The sequence below is a fragment of the Streptomyces sp. NPDC050564 genome (assembly GCF_044457265.1).
GTDB lineage: Bacteria > Actinomycetota > Actinomycetes > Streptomycetales > Streptomycetaceae > Streptomyces.
Genome location: NZ_JBITGS010000007.1, coordinates 239,266 through 258,813 on the forward strand (window position 1 = coordinate 239,266; position 19,548 = coordinate 258,813).

The window sequence follows — 19,548 nt, forward strand, 5'->3', positions numbered from 1 at the left end:
GTCGCCGCTCGCCAGGAACGGCCTGCCGCCGAGCGAGCCGCCAGATCGCGGGAGAGGGCGAGACCGATGCCCGTAACACCGCCGACCGGGTGCAGCCCAGCGACGCGGCGGCCGCAGCAAAGGGTTCCCTGTTCGGCCACGGCGTGGAAGACGCAGCGCGGTGAGCGACACATCCGTGAAGTCCATGACATTCACGCATACCGACCGTGCCGAACTTTCGTTGGACTCATGGATGCCGCGTTTCTAGCGTGGCAGGCATGAACGCTTCACGCATCGCGCTCGTCACGGGCGCCAACCAAGGACTCGGCCGAGCCCTCGTCGAGGGACTGGCGGCCCGTATGGACCCGGACGACCTGGTCCTGCTCACCGGCCGCAGCCACCAGCGCGTGGCGGACGCCGCCCGCGAGGTCACCCAACTGCCCGGTACTCGCGCCCACGTCGAGGGCCGGGTCCTTGACGTCACAGACACTGATGCCATCGCTCACCTCGCCGAGGACCTCCGGGCCTGCTACGGAGGGGTTGACGTCGTCATCTCCAACGCGATCGCCCGCCTGCTGCCGGAGGAGTCACAGGCCGAGCGGGCCGACGAGTTCATCGACGTCTCGAACACCGCCACTCACGCGGTCCTGCGCTCCTTCGGTCCTGCCCTACGCCCGGGCGGCCGACTGCTCGTCGTGGCCAGCAGCCTGGGCACCCTCGGCCACCTCACCCCACGGCTGCACCAATTGTTCGACGGCGCGAGCCTCGACCAGGTCGAGTACGCCATCGAGTCCTGGCGCAGCGCCATCCACAACAAGACCGCGGAAGAGGCGGGCTGGCCTCGCTGGCTGAATGTGCCCTCGAAGGTCGCTCAGGTCGCCGCCGTCCGCGCGGTCGCCGCCGAACGCCGCGAATACGACCTCGCCACCGGCACTCTGGTCGCGGCCGTGTGCCCCGGCATGGTCGACACCGCCACCTCGCGCCCCTGGTTCAGCGACTTCAGCCAGGCGCAGTCGCCGGCCCAGGCCGCCGAAGCCGTGCTCGACCTGATCTCCGCTGAGCACGTCGATCCCGCCCTCTACGGCGAGCTTGTCCGCTTCGGCAAGGCCCTGCCCTGGCACGACGGCACACCTCCGGTGGAACAGGACCGAATGCTCCGGCCCTGAACGCCGTCACGCACGCTTCAGCACACAGCGAGGAGGTCACTCATGAGTGCCGTCACCACCCCGTTCGGTTTCGCCCGCACGGCCGCCGACGTCACGCAAGGGATCGACCTCACCGGCCGCCGCGTGACGGTCACGGGCGCCTCGTCCGGCCTCGGAGCAGAGCCGGCCCGCGCCCTGTCCGGCACCGGCGCCGAGGTCACCCCGGCCGTCCGGGACCTGGCGGCGGACGGATCACCACGCGCCGGGACACGGCTACCGCCTCGAACTCACGTGAGCCGTACGGCGGTTCACAGCACCCGGCGGCGCACCAGCACCCCCAGCGCGACCAGCCCCGGAAGCAGCGGCAGCCATACCGTCAGCAGCCGGTAGCCGAGGACCGCCGATGCCGCCGCGCTGCCCGGTGCTCCGGCGAGGGTGAGAGCGAGGGCGAGTGCGGCGTCCAGGGAGCCGAGGCCGCCGGGGGTGGGCAGCAGGACGGCGGCACTGCTCGCGGCGAGGTACGCCAGTGCCACCTGAGCCGGAGGGAGCGGCAGGTCGATGGCCTGCGTGACGGCGATGACCACGGCGGCGTGCAGCGCGGCGAAGGCGAGCGAGCCGCACCACAACGCGGCCGCCCGCGCGGGGACGTCGTGCACGGCGCGGATGTCTGTCAGCACGGCTCGGAGTGCGCGCCGCAGCGGCCCCGACACCAGGACCACGGCGGTGGCGACCACCGCGACGGCCACCGCCCATGCCGCCACGGAGAAGTGCGGGAAGCGGAGGGCGCCGGGGCAGGCCGGCGCGAGCGCGGCGATCAGGCAGCCTCTGATTACGGTCCCCGCGGTGGCCTTGACCGCGAGCGCGGTGGCCGACCGGGTGACGGGCAGCCCGCACCGGGTCAGGAAGCGCAGGTTGACGGCGCCCGCCCCCAGACCGGCGGGCAGGACGTGGTTGGCGGCGGAGGCCGCGAACTGCACCGCTACCAGGCGCCGGGCGGGCAGCGGCCGGGCCACCGCCCCCTGCTGGGCGAGGGCCGAACACACCCAGGTCGCCAGGGTGGCGACGGTCGCCACGAGCAGCCAGCCGCGGTCGGCGGCGCGGAGCCGGCCGGCTCCGGTCTCGATCACCGGCCAGTGGCTCCGGGCGAGATACCCCGCGCACACCACCACGACGAGGGTGACTCCGGCGTGCCAGGAGACGCGTCTACCGACGGACATCGGCCTCCTGGTGGACGCCGGCCCCTCGACGGTTGTCGAAGGGGCACCGGGCGGGACTGTCATACCGCTCCGCCTCCCGCCCCTGGTGCGATATAGACACGCAGGTCACCGGCAGGGTGCGGGGCCCAGTCGCGGGCGTACGCGGGCGGCCGTCCTCCCGGGGTGGTGAGCACGCCGACCGGCTCGTGCCGTCCGGACCGCACGATCTCCGTCTCGGTGGTGTTGGCGTTGTGGCCACTGGTCGCGACGGAGGCGCAGCCGGCGTAGTAGGCGATGGGGACGGCCTCGTGCCCGGTCAGCTTGCAGGGCGGCCGTACGCCGAGCCGGTGCAGCTCCGCCGCCGTGGCCGCCCAGGCCCGGTGGGAGGCGGTGGTGCGCTGCACGGTGGCTTGCAGGACCGCGAACTGGACCGCCAGGTGCCCGGCGAGGCCGAGCGCCACCAAGGTCACGGCCACCGGGCGCCAGGCTCGGCTCGGAGCGGTGACCAGGTGGACGAGGGCGTCGGCGACGGGGATCGCGAGGAGCGCATAGACGGGGAGCAGAAAGCGCGGGGCGGCGTATCCGATCATGAACAGATACGGGATGCCCGCCGTCGTGGCGCAGGCCAGGAGCAGCAGCGTGCGCGCGGTGCGCCGGGCCTTGACGGCGACGACCAGACCGAGGACGGCGAGCAGCGGCAGCACGAACCACCAGACCATCACCGCCGGGTTCGGCATCGACCCGGTGCACGGGCGGCACAGGGCGCGTCCGCCCAGGCTGCGCAGCTGGTCGCCGACGGCGAAGTTCCAGCCCAGGCCGCCCTGGATGCGGGAGGCGTCCGCGAGCCGTTGGTCCAGGCCGCCGTAAGCGACGTAGGCCTCGACGACCCACTCGCCCGCTCCGGCCACCAGACCCGCGACGAGCGCGACCAGCACCCGGGGGCGGCGCCATCGCCCGACGGCCACGCCGAGGACGAGGAGCGGCAGGGTCACCCAGACCGCGTCAGTGGGCCGCATCCACGCCATCAGCGCGGCGCTCAGGCCCACCCCCCACAGTGCCGCCCGGTCGGAGCGGTCCGCCCGGGCGCGCAGGAAGCAGCCGACGCAGGCCAAAGCGCCGATCGCGACCCAGTAGTTGGGCATGGCCTGCGGACCGTAGAACAGGGTCACCCAGAGCGTCGCGAACAGGGCGCCCGCCGAAGCCAGCACCCGAACCGGGAACAGCCCTCGCCAGACGCGCAGCGCCAGGTACAGACCGAGTCCGGACAGCAGGGCGAGGTAGATGCGCAGCAGCGTCGTGGACGACGACCAGGAGGCGATCGGCGCCACGAGCAGCGGGACTCCGCGGGCGCGCGGTGCGCTGAAGAACGCGGCGGGAACGTGCGGGCTGACCTGGCTGACATACACGGCCTCGTCCCAGCCGAGGCCCATTCCGGGGCGCACAAGGATGAGTTGGGCCAGGGTGAAGGCGGCGGCCACCAGTGCCGGCCACCGCGCGTCGCCGGTGCGTCTCGATGCGCGGGCAGTCGAGGACGGGCCGTGGCGCCTGGCGCCGACGAGCGGGACGTTCGAGGTCTTGGCCATCGTCCACCCTTCACCCCTACAAGCTGTAGGGTTGCTTCACCCTACAAGACGTAGGGTGAAGAGCGGAGTCTCAGGAAACAACGCGGAGTCTCGGGAAACAACAGAGAGTCGGGAAAACATGGACAAGTTACCGTGCACCGGACATGGTTGCAGTCCAACAGTGACATCCGGAGTCCGGCCCCCGTGGTCGCGCCCCTACGCGCTGTAAGGTGACGGGCATGGCTGGCACAGGCGCCCACGGCAGAGCGGAACGGCGCAGCGCCGGCGAGTTGGAGAGCGAAGTCCTCGCCGCCCTGTGGGCCACCGACGACGCCCTGACGCCCGCCGAGATCCATGCCGAGATCGGCGGCGGTCTCGCCTACAACACCGTGCACACCATCCTCAAGCGCCTGTACGACAAAGGCCTGGTACTCCGTGACGTGGACGGCCGGCGCGGCGCGTACCGGCCCGCCAAGAACGCGGCCGAGCTGACCGCCGAGGCCATGCACGAGGCCCTCGACCGCGGCCCCGACCCGATCGCGGCCCTCCAGCAGTTCGTCACCGGGCTGAGCCCCCGGGAGGAAGAGGCACTACGCGACCTCCTCGGGGGGAACCCGTCATGAGGATCGACGTCTACGTTCCGCTCGTTCTGTCGCTGCTGCTCCCAGCGGTCGCGCCGCAGGTGGGCAGGCGAGTGTCGCCGGCGCTGGCGGCCCGCGTCCTCACCGTCGCTGCCGCACTGGCCGCGGCCGCCTCCACCTGGGCACTGTTCCTGCTCGCCGCCACGCTGATCGACAGGGCACCGTCAGTGGCCGCGGAGGCCAGCGAGGACGGTCGGTCGCTGCCCGAGCCGGTCCCGGAGGCCATTGCCGTCGTGGCGGTCGCCGTGCTCGGCGTGATCGCCTTCCGGCTCTGCCATGCCGTACGAGCGCACTACACGACCCGCCGGGTCCTGCTTCGGCTGTGCGAAGGGCACCCGCCCGACAGTGAACTCATCGTCGCCGCATCCTCGACCCCGCACGCCTTCGCGATCCCCGGTACGCCGGGCCGGATCCTGGTCACGGCCGCCATGCTCGGCGCGCTGGAGCCCGCGGAGCGGCGGGTCCTGCTGGCCCACGAACGCGCTCATCTCGTCCACCGGCACTCGGCGCTGGCAACCGCCGTCGCGCTGGCGGCCGCGGCCAACCCGCTGCTCGTGCCCGTGCGCACCACCGTCACATTCCTGCTGGAGCGCTGGGCCGACGAGGTGGCCGCGGGCAGCGTCGGCGACCGTCGCACCACCGCGCTCGCCCTGGCACGCGCCGCCCTCGTCTCCCAGCGCGCCCGCACGGGATGCGCCCTGCACTTCTCCGAGCACGCCGTCACCCGCCGGATCGCGGCGCTGCAGACGGCTCCGCCGCCCGACCTGTGGCCCATCGGGGCGGCCGTCCTCGCACTGGGCGCGCTGCCCGCGTTCGGTGCGGTCGACGCGACCGGTGACCTGCTGCGACTGCTGGCCGAGACAGTGCCCGGCTGGTAGGCACGGGCCGTGGGCTCGGTCAACGGGCAATGCATGTGCAGTAAAGCCTCGGTCGGCAGTTCACCAGCCGCGGTAGCCACCCAGCCGGCTACGACCGTCGCTCCTTGAGGTGGGCGTAGCCCATGAGGCCGACGAGGATCGCGAGGAGCACGCCGGAGGAGCCCACGGTCCCGAGGTCGAGGCCGCCCTTGGCGACCGGCTTGGTCAGGAAGTCGCCCGCGGTGGCCCCGAGCGGGCGGGTGAGCACGAAGGCGAACCAGAACAGCAGGACATTCGGCACGACCGGCACGCGCGTCAGCGCGAGGAGTCCCGCGAGCACCCCGCCCACGAGCAGCGCGCCGCCCGCGTAGCCGAGTCCGGAGCTGTCGGACAGGAAGTCACCCATGGACGTGCCGAGCGTGTTCGACACGAGGATCGCCGACCAGAAGAGGGCCTCGCCCCGGAAGGTCACGATGTCGCGGATGACGAACGTCTGCCCGGTCAGCTTCCAGACCGCGAAGATGGCGATCAGCAGCGAGATCAGGATCGCGGCACCCGCGGGGTAGCCGAGCCCGAGGCCCTGCGGACCCCAGCCGAGCGAGGTGGCGCCGCCGGAGAGGTACTTGGCGCTGGCGTCCCGGTTCATGAAGTCGGACATCGTGGTGCCGGCCATGCTGGTCGACAGGATCACGGTCCAGTAGAAGAACGGGTTGTACCGCCGCGACCTGAGCTGCACGACCAGAGTGAGCACGAAAATCAGGAACAGCAGGATGGTGGTGAGGAAGTAGCCGAGCTTGAGGGTCTGGGCAAAGAGGTCACCCGCCGTCTCGCCGAGAGTCGTCGCGGCGATCTTCATGACCCAGAAGGCCAGGGTCACCTCGGGCAGCTTCTTCATCGCATACGTGCCGGGATCGGCGACGTGCGGATCGGTGACACTCGGATCCGTCACGAGTTCCGACTTGTCCATTTGTTCAGTTCTCCCGTGGGGGGTAACGGTGCGCACGCTGAGAGGCGTGATCATCAACGTGGCAGCCGCTTCCTGAACGCATCCTGAACGCGTGGGATCAGCCCTTGGCCAACGCCCGACCGGTCTGGTACGCGGGTAATAGTCGACCGGTCGTACACTCGCACCATGGGACGGACCAGCGACGCCAGGGAGAAGATCCTCAGCGCCGCGCAATCGCTCATCGAGCTGCGCGGCTACTCGGCCTTGGGGGTGGCCGAGATCTGCAAGGCGGCCGGTGTGCCCAAGGGCAGCTTCTACTACTTCTTCGAATCCAAGGAATCGCTCGCCCTTGCTGTGCTCGACGAGCACTGGGCCGACCAGAAGCGCACCTGGACACGCATCCTGAGCAGCGACGAGGAACCACTGCGCCGCCTGTTCCGGCTGTTCCAGGAGACGGAGGCCGACCAGCACGCAGGCCAGCAGAGCTGCGGCACGGTCTCGGGCTGCCTGTTCGGGAACCTCACCCTGGAGATGAGCAACCAGACCGAGGCGATCCGCACACGGCTGCAGGAGATCTTCGACGCGCAGGTCGAGATGGTCGAGGCGGTCGTAGCCGAGGCTCTCGAGCGCGATGAGGTGACCACGCCCGACACCCGGCAAGCCGCACGGGCGGTGGTCGCCCAACTGGAGGGCCAGGTGCTGTTCGCCAAGCTCTACAACAACACCCAGCAGCTCAGCCCTCTGTGGGTGAACTGCCTGGCCCTGCTCGGTGCTCGCGCGCCACGCGCGGCCGTGGCCGACGCCTGACCGATCGCCCCCAAGGGACGGCCTCCCCCGCCGGCAACTGCGCCACTCCTCCCGTCCTCGCGGCAAGCTCCCGGCCCGGTACAGCCGCGCCGACATGGACTGGGAGGCTGCGCCTACCAGGTGGGAGGAAGCCGGTCCCGTCCTGGTCCCGATGAGCTTTGACTTTTGTCGGGAGAGCCGTCTACCTTCAAATAGTCGACCGGTCACCTAGTAGCCGATCGAGAAACCCCGCCTCATCTCGAAAAAGGTCATCATGAGCTCTCAGGACCAGAAGGTCGCAGTCATCACCGGCGCTTCGCAGGGCATCGGCGCCGCCCTCGTCGACGCCTATCGCAAGCTCGGCTACGCAGTCGTCGCCACCTCGCGCGGGATCGCCCCCTCCAACGACGAGGGCATCCTGACCGTCCAGGGAGACATCGCCGACCCCGCCACCGCCGAACGCGTCATCGCCGCCGGCGTCGAGCGGTTCGGCCGTATCGACACCCTGGTCAACAATGCGGGCATCTTCGTCGCCAAGCCCTTCACCGACTACACCCAGGACGACTACGCCACGGTGACCGGTGTGAACCTCGCGGGCTTCTTCCGCATCACTCAGCTGGCCATCGAGCACATGCTCGCCCAGGGCGGCGGCCATATCGTCAACGTCACCACCAGCCTGGTCGACAACGCCGATTCCAACGTCCCCTCCGTGCTTGCGTCGTTGACCAAGGGCGGCCTGCAGTCCGCCACCAAGTCCCTCGCCATCGAGTACGCGAAGCGCGGCATCCGCAGCAACGCGGTCTCACCGGGCACCATCAAGACCCCCATGCACTCCGAGGACACGCATGAGGCTCTCGCCGCCCTGCATCCGGTCGGCCGGATGGGTGAGCCGAGCGACATCGTCGACGCGGTGATCTACCTCGAGAACGCCCCGTTCGTCACCGGCGAGATCCTCCACGTCGACGGTGGCATGAGCGCCGGTCACTGACCCGCACGGCATCGCTCGTGAGGCGCGGCCACAAGGCCGCGCCTCCGATTCCACCGACAGGAGAATCCTGATGAACAGCACGACAGACAGCGAAGCGATCCTGCGGGGCGTCCTCGACCAGTGGAAGGCCGGCGTCGACCGGCACGAGCCGCAGCAGGTCGCCTCCCGGTTCACCGAGGACGCGATCTTCCAGGGACTGCACCCCTACAGCGTCGGAAGGCCCGGCATCGCCGCCTACTACGACTCCCAGCCCCTCGGGATGACGGCCGAGTACCGGATTCTCGAGACCCGACGCCCCGCCGACGACCTCGTCCTGGGCTACCTGGGCGTCGAGTTCTCGTTCACCGACCGGCCCACCCTCAGCGTCAAGCTCGGCGTACTGGTGAAACGCCTGGAGGAAGGCTGGTACATCAGCCACTACCAGGTCTCCAAGCTCGACTGACTCTCCCCGCTCAGCCGACCTGTGCGGCAAACGCCTCGTACGCCGGCTCGTCGAAGAGGACGAATCTGACCTCCTCGACCGCCGTCCCGGCGGCCCGCACCGTCTCCACCGCAATACGAGCGGCGTCGTCCATCGGCCACCCGTAGATACCGGCGGAGACGGCGGGAAACGCGACCGTACGAGCGCCGAGCTCGTCGGCCACCCGCAGCGATTCCCGGTAGCAGGAGGCCAGCAGCTCCGACCGGTCCTCTCCCTGGGCATATCGGGGGCCGACGGTGTGGATGACCCAGCGCGCGTCCAGCTCGCCCGCGGTGGTGGCGACCGCCTGTCCGGTGGACAGGCCCTTGCCGTAGTGGCCGGCACGGAGTTTGCGGCACTCGGCGAGGATGGCGGGGCCGCCACGACGGTGGATGGCTCCATCGACGCCTCCGCCGCCGAGCAGCGAGGAGTTCGCCGCGTTGACGATGGCGTCCGCGGACTGCCGGGTGATGTCGCCCTGGACCAGCGTGATCGTGGTCATGACTGCCTCAGCCTCCTCCAGACGGCCTTCGCCGCGTTGTGCCCCGACATGCCGTGCACGCCGGGCCCCGGCGGGGTGGCCGCCGAGCAGAGGAAGACGGCCGGATGCGGGGTGCTGTACGGGAACAGGGACAGTTTGGGGCGCAGCAGGAGCTGGAGCCCGGAGGCGGCGCCGCAGGCGATGTCTCCGCCCACGTAGTTGGCGTTGCGGGAGGCGAGCTCGGGCGGGCCGGCGGTCGCGCGCGCCAGTACGCGGTCGCGGAAGCCCGGCGCGAACCGCTCCAGCTGCCGCTCCATGGCGTCCGTGAGGTCCCCGGTCCAGCCGTTCGGAACATGCCCGTACGCCCAGAAGACTTGCTTGCCGTCGGGTGCTCTGGAGGGGTCCACGACGCTGGGCTGCACGGTGATCAGGAAGGGCGCGTCGGGGGCCCGGCCCTCGCGGGAGGCCGCCCGCAGCGCGGTACTGATCTCCGCCCTGCTCGCCCCGATCTGCACGGTCCCGGCGGTGCGCGCCTCCTTGGCCGTCCAGGGCACGGGCCCGTCCAGCGCGTAGTCGATCTTGAAGACGCTCGCCCCGTACCGGTAGCGCTCGTAGTACCGCCCGAAGCCCGCGATCCGGGCCAGGGCGGCGGGCGAGGTGTCGAAGACATACGCGCGCGCGGGGGGCAGGTCGTCCAGGCGCTTGACCTCGTAGTCGGTGTGGACGGTGCCGCCGAGGTCCTTGAGGTACGCGGTGAGCGCGTCGGAGACGGACTGGGAGCCGCCGCGCGCGACGGGCCAGCCACGCGCATGCGCGGCCAGCGCGAAGACCAGGCCGACGGCGCTGGTGGCGATGCCGTCGAGCGGAGCGATCACGTGCGCCACGAGCCCGGCGAACAGGGCCTTGGCCCGCTCGTCACGGAAGCGGCGGGTCAGCCATGTCGACGGCGGCAGTCCGGCCAGGCCGAAGCGGGCCAGGGTGACCGGGTCGCGGGGCAGCGCGGTCAGCGGCAGCGACATGAAGTCGTGCACCAGCGTGTCCCACCTCGGCAGGAACGGCGCGACGAGCCTGCGGTACGTGCCGGCGTCACGCGGTCCGAACGAGGCGGCGGTCTCGGCCACCGACCGCGAGAGCACCGCAGCCGTACCGTCGAGGAACGGGTGCGCCATGGGCAGCTCGGCGTGCAGCCACTGCAGCCCGTACCGCTCCAGGGGCATCGCCTTGAACGCGGGCGAATTTATGCCCAGCGGGTGTGCCGCCGAACACGGATCGTGCCGGAAACCGGGCAGCGTCAGCTCCTCGGTGCGCGCTCCCCCGCCCACGGTGTCCCGCGCCTCGAACACGGCCACGGAGAAGCCCCGGCGGGCCAGCTCCACGGCAGCCGTCAGTCCGTTCGGCCCCGCACCCACTACGACCGCATCGAGCATCGACGGCACCTTCGGACTCCTTTGTCAGCCGACGGCCACTGAGGATCAGGATATGCCGGAGGACTGACAGCCTTGGCGGCGCGGGTGGTTGAGGGCGAAGGCCTCGCCGGGGCGCGATCCCTCCCCCACCTCGGAACGGGCGCGTGATCTCTTGATCAGGCCCGGCCCGCCATTCGATCAGGCTCCGGCCGCCAGCAGTGCCGCCACCCGGCGAGCCGTGGCCTCGTCGCGGGCCGCCGTGAACGGCAGTGTATTGCCCCCTGTCACGCGGAACGGCTCGCCCGTGAGGGTCAGGTGGGCGCCGCCCGCCTCCTCGACCAGCAGCAGGCCCGCAGCGTGGTCCCAGGCGGCTTCCCAGGAGAAGGCCGTGGCATCCAACTCGCCGCGGGCGATGGCCAGATACTCCAGCCCTGCCGAGCCGCACGGGCGCGGGACGACTCCCTCGACGTACAGCCCGAGGAGCGCGCGCTTCTGCTCGTCCGTGGTGTAGTCGGGGTGGGACGTGGCGATGTCCAGGTCGCGGCCCGGCTCGGGCGAGCCGGAGCGCAGCGGTACACCGTCGAGTACGGCGCCCCGGCCCCGTATCGCCGTGGCGAACTCGCCCCGCGCGGGAGCGTACGTCCAGGAGGCGAGCACGACGCCGTCCAGCGCCAGCGCGACCAGCGTGCAGAAGCCGGAATCGCCGTGCACGAACTGGCGCGTCCCGTCGACGGGGTCGACGATCCAGACCGGCGCCGTGCCGCGTACGGCGTCATATGTCGCCGGGTTGGCGTGCACCGCTTCCTCGCCGACCACGACCGAGCCGGGCAGCAGCTTGGTGAGGGCCTCGGTGAGGTACTGCTCGGCCTTGCGGTCGGCGTCCGTCACCAGGTCGTGCGGGCCGGACTTCTGGTCTATCTCGTGCGCGGCGAGCTGCCTGAAACGGGGCATGATCTCGGCGGCGGCCGCCTCGCGGACTGCTTCTTCGACGTCGGACGTGCGGTGGGCGAGAAACTCGTCGATGGTTTCGATGTCTTCGATCATGGCTCCATGACAACACGCGCCACTGACAATCCCCGCCCGCCCGGTGTACTCCGGGTGGAATCGCCATGAATACCGGGGATCGGAGATCGGCAATGCCGGTTCCTGGGATCAGCGATGCCAGGGGGTCATCGGCGACGCCGACGAGTCGGAGATCAGCGTCCGACCGCGTACCCCTGCATCCCGCGCGGATTCGCCGCCGCCGACAACACGCCCGTCCGCGGGTCCCGGGCGACCGCGCACAGCCGGCCCTCGGACCAGGCGTCGGCGACCAGGACGTCGTGGCCGCGGCGGCGCAGCTCCTCGACGACCCCCGCGTCCATGCGGGACTCGACGGTGAGGCTGCCGGGGCGCATACCGCGGGGGTAGAAGGAACCGGGGAAACTGTCGTTGTGCCAGTTCGGGGCGTCGATCGCGCCCTGGAGGTCGAGGCTGCCGCGCACCTCGGAGCGCAGTGCCACGGACAGGAAGAAGTGCGTCTGCCACTGGTCCTGCTGGTCGCCGCCCGGGGTGCCGAACGCCATGACCGGCACGCCGTCGCGCAGCGCCAGCGAGGGGGTCAGCGTGGTGCGCGGGCGGCGTCCCGGCGTCAGAGAGTTGGGCAGTCCCTCATCCAGCCAGGCCATCTGGAGTCGGGTGCCGAGCGGGAAGCCCAGCTCGGGCACGACCGGGTTGGACTGCAGCCAGCCGCCGCTCGGGGTGGCGGCGACCATGTTGCCCCAGCGGTCGACGACGTCGAGGTGGCAGGTGTCACCCCGGGTGCCGCCGTCCGGCGCCACGTCGGGTTCCGGGGTCGTCCGGGCCACGGTCGGTTCACCGGCGCCCGGGACCGCCAGGGCGTCGAAGCCCGGCTCCCCGGCGGCCACCACGCGCGCGTGCCCGCTCATCCGCGGAGTGCGCCCTCCGGGGCTGCCGGGGCGCAGCTCGTACGACGCCTTGTCGCCGACGAGCGCACGGCGGGCGGCGTTGTACGGCTCCGAGAGCAGCTCGTCGAGCGGCACCTCGGAGGCGTCCCCGTACCAGGCCTCCCGATCGGCCATGGCGAGCTTGCAGCCCTCGACGAGGAGGTGGACGTAGTCGGCGGAGCCGTAGCGCGGCAGCTCGGGCGGGAGCAGCGCCAGCTGCTGCAGGAGGACCGGGCCCTGGCTCCAGGGGCCCGCCTTGCACAGGGTCCAGCCCCGCCAGTCGTACGTCGCCGGGGCCTCGTAGGTCGCGGACCAGGCCGCCAGGTCGGCGGCCGTCAGGGTGCCGGCGTGGCGCTCGCCGCTGGTGTCCATGGTGGGCCGCTCGGCCTGCCGCACCAGGGCCTCGGCGATGAAGCCCGAGCGCCAGACCCTCCGGGCGGCCTCGATCTGCGCCACGCGGTCCGTCTCTTCAGAGACCTCGGCGAGAAGCCGTCGCCAGGTCGCCGCGAGGGAGGGGTTGCGGAAGAGCTCGCCGGGGCGCGGTGCCTCGCCGCCCGGCAGATACGCCTCCGCCGACGAGGTCCACTCCGTCTCGAACAGCTCGCGCACGGTCTCGACCGTCTGGCCGAGGCGCTCCACGGGCGCGTGTCCCTCCTCGGCGTACCCGATGGCGTACCTGAGGACGTCGGCGAGCGACTTGGTTCCGTGGTCGCGCAGCAGGAGCATCCAGGCGTCGAACGCACCCGGCACGGCGGCTGCGAGCGGCCCTGTGCCGGGTACGAGATCCAAACCGAGTCCCCTGTAGTGGGCGATCGTCGCTCCCGCGGGCGCGACGCCCTGTCCGCACAGGACCCGCACCTCGCCGCCCGCCGGAGCAAGGATGATCGGGACCTCGCCCGCGGGTCCGTTGAGGTGGGGCTCGACGACGTGCAGAACGAATCCCGCGGCGACGGCGGCGTCATACGCGTTGCCGCCGTCCTCCAGGACTGCCATCGCCGACTGGGAGGCGAGCCAGTGCGTGGAGGACACCATGCCGAAGGTGCCCTGGAGCGTGGGTCGGGTCGTGAACATGCCTGCCACCTCGCTGTGCGGAGCGATCAACCTCGGGCCCGACTATGGCACTTGCGCTCACGGGAGTGCAGAGCGGCAGCCCAGCACCACGCGGACCCGGCCCGGAAGGACCGGAATGATCGGAATCATTCACCAGGGATGGGCGTTGGTCCTCGTGGAACGGAACGGAGGCGGATCGGTGCACGGTGAGTACAAGATCCCCGGCGGCAAGCTCGTCGTGGTGGATCTGGAGGTGGAGCGCGGAGTGCTGTGCCACGCGCGCGTGGCGGGCGATTTCTTCCTCGAACCGGACGAAGCGCTGGACGCCGTCAATCACGCGCTGAACGGCGCCCCGGCCGACACCGACGCGACGGGCCTGGCCGCCCGCATCGACGCCGCACTGCCCGAGGCCACGGTCATGTACGGGCTGACCTCGGAGGGCATCGGGATCGCGGTGCGCCGGGCGCTCGCGCACGCCACCGACTGGACGGACTACGACTGGCAGCTGATCCACGAAGGCCCGCAGTCCCCGGCGTTGCACATGGCTCTGGACGAGGTGCTGACCGCCGAGGTCGCCGCGGGCCGGCGCCCGCCGACGCTGCGCGTGTGGGAGTGGGCCGCCCCGTCCGTGATCATCGGCAGCTTCCAGTCGTTGCGCAACGAGGTCGACCCGGAGGGCGCCGCGCGCCACGGCATAGAGGTCGTGCGCCGGATCTCCGGCGGCGGCGCGATGTTCGTGGAGCCGGGCAACACCATCACATACTCGCTCTCCGTGCCCGAGGCGCTCGTCCAGGGACTGTCCTTCCAGGACAGCTACGCGTATCTCGACGACTGGGTGCTGGGCGCCCTCGGCGACATGGGGATCAAGGCCTGGTACCAGCCGCTGAACGACATCGCCACGGACCAGGGCAAGATCGCGGGCGCCGCCCAGAAGCGTGTGGTCGGGCCCGGCGCCGGCCCCGGCGCCGTGCTGCACCACGTGACCATGTCGTACGACATCGACGCCGACAAGATGCTCGAAGTGCTGCGCATCGGCCGGGAAAAGCTCTCCGACAAGGGCACGAAGAGCGCGAAGAAGCGGGTGGATCCGCTGCGTCGGCAGACGGGGCTCGCACGTGAGGCGGTCATCGAGCGGATGATCGACTCCTTCCGCGGGCGGTACGGGCTGACGGACGGCAAGGTGACACCGGAAGAGCTGGGCCGGGCGGAGGAGTTGGCGCGGTCGAAGTTCGGCGCTCCGGAGTGGACGGCGCGGGTGCCGTAACTCGCGGCCGACGGGTGTGCCCTGAGGGGCTCATGAGGGAAGTGTCCAGGCCGTCGTCCCGAGCGTGTTCTCCGGACCGATGTCGAGGGGCTCCTGAGGACGTATGTTCACAGTGTCGCGCCCCTTGTCCGGGGCGACGCGGAGGTACGTGCCGTCCTCGGCTGCCATCCGCCAGTACAGGACCGCGTGCGCGGTCCCGCCCGGGGCGAGCTTGAACGGTTCGGGTCGGGGGCTGTCCGGCGCCATGGGCACCTGGTCCGTCCCCTCGACGGTGTGTACGCCGGTGAGCGGGGCGCCCGTCTCGTCGAGGACACGGACAGAGGGATAGCCGTTCACGATGCGGCTCGTCTTGCCGCAGTTGATCAGGGTGAGCGTCATGCCGCGCAGTCCCATGGCCGCGTCGACGCGTCCGGCGTCGATGCGCACGCCGGACGACGGGCAGCCGCGCGCCTGTTGGACGGGAACGGTCGGTGACGGCTCGGGGGTCGCGGAGGCGGACGCGGGCGGCGGGGCGGCCCGGGCCTGCGTCGGGGTGGGCTTGCGTTCGGGGTTGCGTTCGCGGTCCAGTTCGGCGGAGAGTCCGCAACCGCTCGTGGCCAGCGCCAACAGGCAGGCGAGAGCAGCGGGGCGGGTCCACTTGAGCCGTATCGCGATCACGCGCCGATGATGGCACGGGTCCCGGCGGAAGCCGTCACTTTGTATGCCCGCGGGCCGTCACCAGACCCGACTCGTAGGCGAACACCACCAGTTGGGCCCGGTCGCGAGCACCCAGCTTCGTCATCGCCCTGCTGATATGGGTCTTGGCCGTGAAGGGGCTGATGACCATGTGCACGGCGATCTCCTCATTGGTGAGGCCGCGTGCGGCAAGTGCCGTGACCTCGCGTTCGCGGCGCGTGAGGTGCTCCAGGCCACGCGCGGTCGTCCGGTCCGGCGGCCGCGCGACGAACTCGCCGATCAGGGTACGCGTCACGGACGGAGACAGCAGCGCCTCGCCTTGGGCGACGACCTCGATGGCCTGCAGCAGGTCGGCGGGCTCGGTGTCCTTGAGCAGAAAGCCGCTGGCACCGGCGCGCAGCGCCTCGAAGACGTACTCGTCCAGGCCGTAGTTGGTGAGGATGACGACGCGCACGCCGGACAGTTCGGGGTCGGCGGCTATACGGCGGGTCGCCTCGATGCCCGTCATCACGGGCATCTGTACGTCCACGAGGGCGACGTCGGGCACCTCGGCCCGCACGAGGGCCAGCCCCTGTTCACCGTCGGCGGCCTCGCCCACCACCTCGATGCCTTCCTCGGCGTCGAGCAGGGCGCGGAAACCGGCCCGCATGAGGGCCTGGTCGTCGACGAGCGCGACCCTGATCACGACACGTCCTCCGGTATGCCCAGCGGCAGTTCGGCCCTTACCGAGAAGCCGCCCTCCGCGCGCGGTCCCGCCTGCAGGGTGCCACCGAGGGCCGTGACCCGTTCGCGCATACCGGTGAGACCGATGCCGGGTCTGAGCTGCCGGGCCGGCCTGGCGACACCGTCGTCGTCCACTCGGATCGTCAACTCGCAGGGTGCGTAGTCGAGTTCGACGGTGACCTTTGCGGGACCCGCGTGCCGGGCGGCGTTCGTCAGGGCCTCCTGGACGATGCGGTACGCGGCACGGTCCACGGTTGCCGTGAGCGCGCGTTCCTCGCCGGTCACTCTCAGATCCACGGCGAGGCCGGCGGCGCGGGCACGTTCCACGAGCAGCGCAGGGGTGCCGGTCGGCTCGTCGGTGCGCAGCACGTCCAGCGTGGCGCGCAGTTCGCGCATCGCCTCGCCGCCCGCCTCCTGGATGGCGAGCAGCGCGGGCGGCACGTCCTCGCCACGCTTGCGGGCGAGGTGGACGGCGACGCCCGCCTGGAGCTTGACGATCGAGATGCTGTGCGTGAGCGAGTCGTGCAACTCCCGTGCGATCCTGAGCCGTTCCTCGCCCGCACGTCTCAGTGCCGCTTCCTCGCGGGTGCGTTCCGCCTCCAGCGCGCGCTGTTCCGTCTGGCGCAGGTACGCCTGCCAGTTGCGGTCGGCGAGGCCTGTCACCAGGGCGCACAGGAACCAGCCCGTGAGCAGCGTGGTTCGCTCCACGATCTCTTGCGTCGCGGGTCCCGTAGCCGCGAATCCGGCCAGGAACACGGCACTTGCGAGCGCCGCCACGGCTCGGTGGCCCGCTCGTGCCGCCGTGTACACGGCGGCCAGCACGGGGAGGGCGGACAGCGAGCCGGGGTGGGCGTGGACGACGTATGCCGTCGTGGTGGCCGTGGTGATGGCCAGTACGACGCGGGGCGCTCCGCGGTAGGCCGCGAGGGTGAGGGAACCGAGGGTGATCAGGGCGTAGTCGACGAGGGTCGTGCCGTCATGGAAGGCGGCTGCGGTCACGACAAGGCCACCGATCACAACCGCGAGGGTCGCGTCGGTCAGGCGCCTGCGGGTGGCCTGGTCCAGCTGCATGTTCGGCACCATATGCGGCTGGGCCGACAGCCGCGTCAGACCTGTGGATGGCTGCCGGGGTACTCCCGGCGCAGTAGGTCGGGCTGCGCGCGAGCCCAGTGGGGGTAGCCGGTATTGCCTTCGGGTGTACGACGTCTCGGGTGCCTCCCCTGGGCCAGGGTTGCCATGGCACCCGGCGCTGCCGACGGCGCCCCACCCTCCCCCAAGCTCTCGGCCCTGCTCGAGCAAGGGGGTACCCCCATCGACCTGCGGAACGACTGCCCGCAGCGGTGAGCGATCACGGTCGGCGGCCAACCGTCGCGGCCGGCGCTCAGCCACCAACCAACCACCGCCGCCGCCTCGATCGCCGGCCGACAGGCCGCAACCCGCACCCCACAGCCCTGAACAACCACCGACAGCCTCCCGGAGGCAACTCATGCCCAACCCCTTCCGCCACACCACCCCTCCCCCACCCAAATCCGCCACCGGCGTCACCGCAGCCGTCTACGCCCAACTCGCCGAAGACTTCGGGATCGAGCGGGCGGTCACCTTCGTCGTGCTCTCCTCCGCGCCCGACATCATGGCCGCCGCCTGGGCATTGATGCGCGAGTCCCTCATCGCGGGCGACGGGGACAGGACCGGCAAGGAGCTCGCGGCGCTGGGGACCTCCCAAGCCAATCGGTGTCCGTTCTGTGTGGACGCGCACACGATGTTGCTGCACGCCACCGGGGACCACTCTCTCGCCGAAGCCATGGTGCGCGGTGAGACCCCCGCCGACGAGCGGCACGCGCGCCTGCTGGCGTGGGGCAGGGCGAGCCGGATTCCTGGGGCGGTCGAGTTGACGCCGTACCCCTTCCCCGGTGCCCACGCTCCCACCTACATCGGCACTGTCCTCTCCTTCCACTTCATCAACCGGATCGTGTCGGCCCTGCTGACCGAGAACCTGCTGCCGGGCAACGTCCAGCGGTTCCGGGCCGTCCGGAGTCTCGGGGGACGGTCCCTCGCCAGGACGGTGCGCCGACGTCCCCCCACCGGGGCGGGCTTGGCACTCCTCGACGACCCGGGTCCCGGCCCGGACTGGGCACACGGAACCACCGTCGGCCCGGCCTACGCCGCACTGCGCGACGCCGCCACGGCCGGGGCGGGGCTCCTGGACGAGGACGACCGGAACCTCGTACGGGAAGCGCTCCAGGCGTGGGACGGCACGCATCCGCCGCTCGCTTGGGACGAGCTCCCGGACCGTTCCCGCCCCGGCGCGCGTCTCGCGCTGCTGGCCGCCCTCGCCCCGTACCGCATCACGGACGAAGATGTGACGGCTTGGCGCAAACCTATCCATACCGACCACTGCCTTGTACGCCTCGTGGCGTACGGCGCGTTCGCCGCCGTCGACCGCATCGAGAGCACGCTTCCCGTCCACACCGCGAAGGAGACCTCATGACCCGGATCGCCAACTCCGTTCAGGCACAGGCCTGGAACGGCCCCGTCGGCACCCACTGGGCCGCCCACCGCGAGCGCTACGACACGATGCTGTCGGGCGTGAACGACGCGCTGTTCGCGGGCGCGGCCATCGCGGCGGGCGATCGCGTCCTCGACGTCGGCTGCGGCGCCGGAGCGACGACCCGGATCGCCGCCCGGCTGGCCGCGAGCGGACATGCCGTGGGGGTCGACATCTCGGAGCCCCTGCTCGACAGGGCACGGGCGATCAGCGCCACCGAGGGCGTCACGAACGTCGCGTACGAGCTTGCCGACGCACAGATCCACCCCTTCCCGCCCGCCGGCTACGACGTGGTCATCAGCCGCGGCGGCGTGATGTTCTTCGCGGACCACGCGGCCGCCTTCCGGAATCTGGCAGGGGCGTTGCGGCCGGGAGGGCGGCTCGCGTTCGTGTGTCCGCGGCCCGCCGGGCCGGATGTCGAGGAGTCGCGGGCCCTCAGCCTGTTCGGCGAACTGCTGGAGGGGCCGGACGCCGACACCGTCGCCGCGCAGGTCGCGATGGCGTCGCTGTCCGACCCGGCCCGGATCCGTGAGGTCCTGCGCGGGTACGACGACGTGACCGTGACCCCCGTCGAGACGGAGACCGTGTGGGGGCGCGACGCCTCGGACGCCGTCGACTTCATCCTCTCCCGCACACCGGGGCGTACGGTCGCCGCAGACACGCGTGCGGCTCTGGAGGGCACCCTGCGCCCGTACGAGACGGATCGCGGCGTCCGCCTCCGGGCGGCGGTATGGCTGGTGACGGCGAGGGCGACCGCTCGGGATGCCGCGCGGCGACCCACGCCCCGTCAACAGTGAGCCATTGTCACCACACAGGCACGGAGCGAGTTCGCACTTCCGCCCCACAGGGACTCATGTGACACTGGCGTCCCGTCCGCAGTGCGGACTCCCTCCGCACC

At 71.3% G+C, this 19,548-nt stretch carries 19 protein-coding genes and 1 pseudogene; 10 read left to right on the forward strand and 10 right to left on the reverse strand.

What is annotated here, in order from left to right; translation table 11 throughout:
• Positions 1–257 precede the first annotated feature (257 nt).
• Together ACIBK0_RS13885 and ACIBK0_RS13890 are read left to right on the forward strand one after the other, a co-directional pair.
• Positions 258–1,145: an SDR family NAD(P)-dependent oxidoreductase gene (locus ACIBK0_RS13885; protein WP_399079107.1), complete on the forward strand. Its 888-nt coding sequence runs from the start codon at positions 258–260 to the stop codon at positions 1,143–1,145.
• 42 nt (positions 1,146–1,187) lie between these two features.
• Positions 1,188–1,370, forward strand: a pseudogene (locus tag ACIBK0_RS13890) (oxidoreductase); the annotation flags it as partial.
• A gap of 62 nt (positions 1,371–1,432) precedes the next feature.
• On the opposite strand, the gene ACIBK0_RS13895 reads toward ACIBK0_RS13890, so the two are convergent.
• Positions 1,433–2,341, reverse strand: a complete 909-nt coding sequence (locus tag ACIBK0_RS13895) for a YbhN family protein (protein ID WP_399079109.1) — start codon at positions 2,339–2,341, stop codon at positions 1,433–1,435.
• A gap of 59 nt (positions 2,342–2,400) precedes the next feature.
• Positions 2,401–3,903, reverse strand: coding sequence for a hypothetical protein (locus ACIBK0_RS13900; RefSeq protein WP_399079111.1), 1,503 nt, complete (start codon positions 3,901–3,903; stop codon positions 2,401–2,403).
• Between the two features lie 218 nt (positions 3,904–4,121).
• On the opposite strand from ACIBK0_RS13900, the gene ACIBK0_RS13905 reads away from it, so the two are divergent.
• Complete coding sequence (locus ACIBK0_RS13905; RefSeq protein ID WP_399079114.1) at positions 4,122–4,505, forward strand: BlaI/MecI/CopY family transcriptional regulator; 384 nt, start codon at positions 4,122–4,124, stop codon at positions 4,503–4,505.
• Positions 4,502–5,401 (forward strand): M48 family metalloprotease, encoded by a 900-nt coding sequence (locus ACIBK0_RS13910; RefSeq protein ID WP_399079116.1) that lies wholly within the window; start codon positions 4,502–4,504, stop codon positions 5,399–5,401. The genes ACIBK0_RS13905 and ACIBK0_RS13910 overlap by 4 nt, the downstream gene beginning before the upstream one ends.
• 88 nt (positions 5,402–5,489) lie before the next feature.
• On the opposite strand, the gene ACIBK0_RS13915 is transcribed toward ACIBK0_RS13910, so the two are convergent.
• Positions 5,490–6,347, reverse strand: a complete 858-nt coding sequence (locus tag ACIBK0_RS13915) for a hypothetical protein (protein WP_399079118.1) — start codon at positions 6,345–6,347, stop codon at positions 5,490–5,492.
• A gap of 165 nt (positions 6,348–6,512) precedes the next feature.
• Between ACIBK0_RS13915 and ACIBK0_RS13920 the strand changes: the two genes are divergently transcribed.
• From ACIBK0_RS13920 to ACIBK0_RS13930, 3 genes are all read left to right on the forward strand, one after another.
• Positions 6,513–7,133: a TetR/AcrR family transcriptional regulator gene (locus ACIBK0_RS13920; RefSeq protein WP_399079121.1), complete on the forward strand. Its 621-nt coding sequence runs from the start codon at positions 6,513–6,515 to the stop codon at positions 7,131–7,133.
• A 253-nt stretch (positions 7,134–7,386) separates the two neighbouring features.
• Positions 7,387–8,100 carry an SDR family NAD(P)-dependent oxidoreductase gene (locus ACIBK0_RS13925; RefSeq protein ID WP_399079123.1) on the forward strand — a complete coding sequence of 238 codons (714 nt, stop codon included), beginning with the start codon at positions 7,387–7,389 and terminating at the stop codon, positions 8,098–8,100.
• Positions 8,101–8,170: 70 nt separating this feature from the next.
• Positions 8,171–8,542 carry a YybH family protein gene (locus ACIBK0_RS13930; RefSeq protein WP_399079125.1) on the forward strand — a complete coding sequence of 124 codons (372 nt, stop codon included), beginning with the start codon at positions 8,171–8,173 and terminating at the stop codon, positions 8,540–8,542.
• A gap of 10 nt (positions 8,543–8,552) precedes the next feature.
• On the opposite strand, the gene ACIBK0_RS13935 is transcribed toward ACIBK0_RS13930, so the two are convergent.
• The 4 genes from ACIBK0_RS13935 to ACIBK0_RS13950 form a co-directional block, all read right to left on the reverse strand.
• Positions 8,553–9,062, reverse strand: coding sequence for an O-acetyl-ADP-ribose deacetylase (locus ACIBK0_RS13935; RefSeq protein ID WP_399079127.1), 510 nt, complete (start codon positions 9,060–9,062; stop codon positions 8,553–8,555).
• Positions 9,059–10,468: a phytoene desaturase family protein gene (locus tag ACIBK0_RS13940; protein WP_399079129.1), complete on the reverse strand. Its 1,410-nt coding sequence runs from the start codon at positions 10,466–10,468 to the stop codon at positions 9,059–9,061. The genes ACIBK0_RS13935 and ACIBK0_RS13940 overlap by 4 nt, the downstream gene beginning before the upstream one ends.
• Positions 10,469–10,645: 177 nt before the next feature.
• Positions 10,646–11,491: an inositol monophosphatase family protein gene (locus ACIBK0_RS13945; protein WP_399079131.1), complete on the reverse strand. Its 846-nt coding sequence runs from the start codon at positions 11,489–11,491 to the stop codon at positions 10,646–10,648.
• Positions 11,492–11,643: 152 nt separating this feature from the next.
• Positions 11,644–13,464 (reverse strand): gamma-glutamyltransferase family protein, encoded by a 1,821-nt coding sequence (locus ACIBK0_RS13950; RefSeq protein WP_399079133.1) that lies wholly within the window; start codon positions 13,462–13,464, stop codon positions 11,644–11,646.
• Positions 13,465–13,642: 178 nt separating this feature from the next.
• Here ACIBK0_RS13950 and ACIBK0_RS13955 point away from each other — a divergent pair, with 178 nt between their 5' ends.
• Positions 13,643–14,707: a biotin/lipoate A/B protein ligase family protein gene (locus ACIBK0_RS13955; RefSeq protein WP_399079288.1), complete on the forward strand. Its 1,065-nt coding sequence runs from the start codon at positions 13,643–13,645 to the stop codon at positions 14,705–14,707.
• A gap of 30 nt (positions 14,708–14,737) precedes the next feature.
• Here ACIBK0_RS13955 and ACIBK0_RS13960 read toward each other — a convergent pair whose 3' ends face one another.
• The 3 genes from ACIBK0_RS13960 to ACIBK0_RS13970 are packed head-to-tail and all read right to left on the reverse strand — an operon-like array spanning position 14,738 to position 17,176.
• Positions 14,738–15,364 carry a DUF4232 domain-containing protein gene (locus ACIBK0_RS13960; RefSeq protein WP_399079135.1) on the reverse strand — a complete coding sequence of 209 codons (627 nt, stop codon included), beginning with the start codon at positions 15,362–15,364 and terminating at the stop codon, positions 14,738–14,740.
• A 34-nt stretch (positions 15,365–15,398) separates the two neighbouring features.
• Positions 15,399–16,067, reverse strand: coding sequence for a response regulator (locus ACIBK0_RS13965; protein WP_399079138.1), 669 nt, complete (start codon positions 16,065–16,067; stop codon positions 15,399–15,401).
• On the reverse strand, positions 16,064–17,176 hold the full coding sequence (locus tag ACIBK0_RS13970; protein WP_399079140.1) for a sensor histidine kinase: 1,113 nt from the start codon (positions 17,174–17,176) through the stop codon (positions 16,064–16,066). Before ACIBK0_RS13970 ends, ACIBK0_RS13965 begins: the two co-directional genes overlap by 4 nt.
• A 415-nt stretch (positions 17,177–17,591) precedes the next feature.
• Here ACIBK0_RS13970 and ACIBK0_RS13975 point away from each other — a divergent pair, with 415 nt between their 5' ends.
• Together ACIBK0_RS13975 and ACIBK0_RS13980 are read left to right on the forward strand one after the other, a co-directional pair.
• The gene (locus tag ACIBK0_RS13975) at positions 17,592–18,593 is read left to right on the forward strand and encodes a carboxymuconolactone decarboxylase family protein (protein WP_399079142.1); all 1,002 of its coding nucleotides are present in this window, start codon (positions 17,592–17,594) and stop codon (positions 18,591–18,593) included.
• A complete protein-coding gene (locus ACIBK0_RS13980; RefSeq protein ID WP_399079144.1) occupies positions 18,590–19,447 on the forward strand; it encodes a class I SAM-dependent methyltransferase in 858 nt (285 codons plus the stop codon). Before ACIBK0_RS13975 ends, ACIBK0_RS13980 begins: the two co-directional genes overlap by 4 nt.
• The last annotated feature ends 101 nt before the right edge of the window (positions 19,448–19,548 follow it).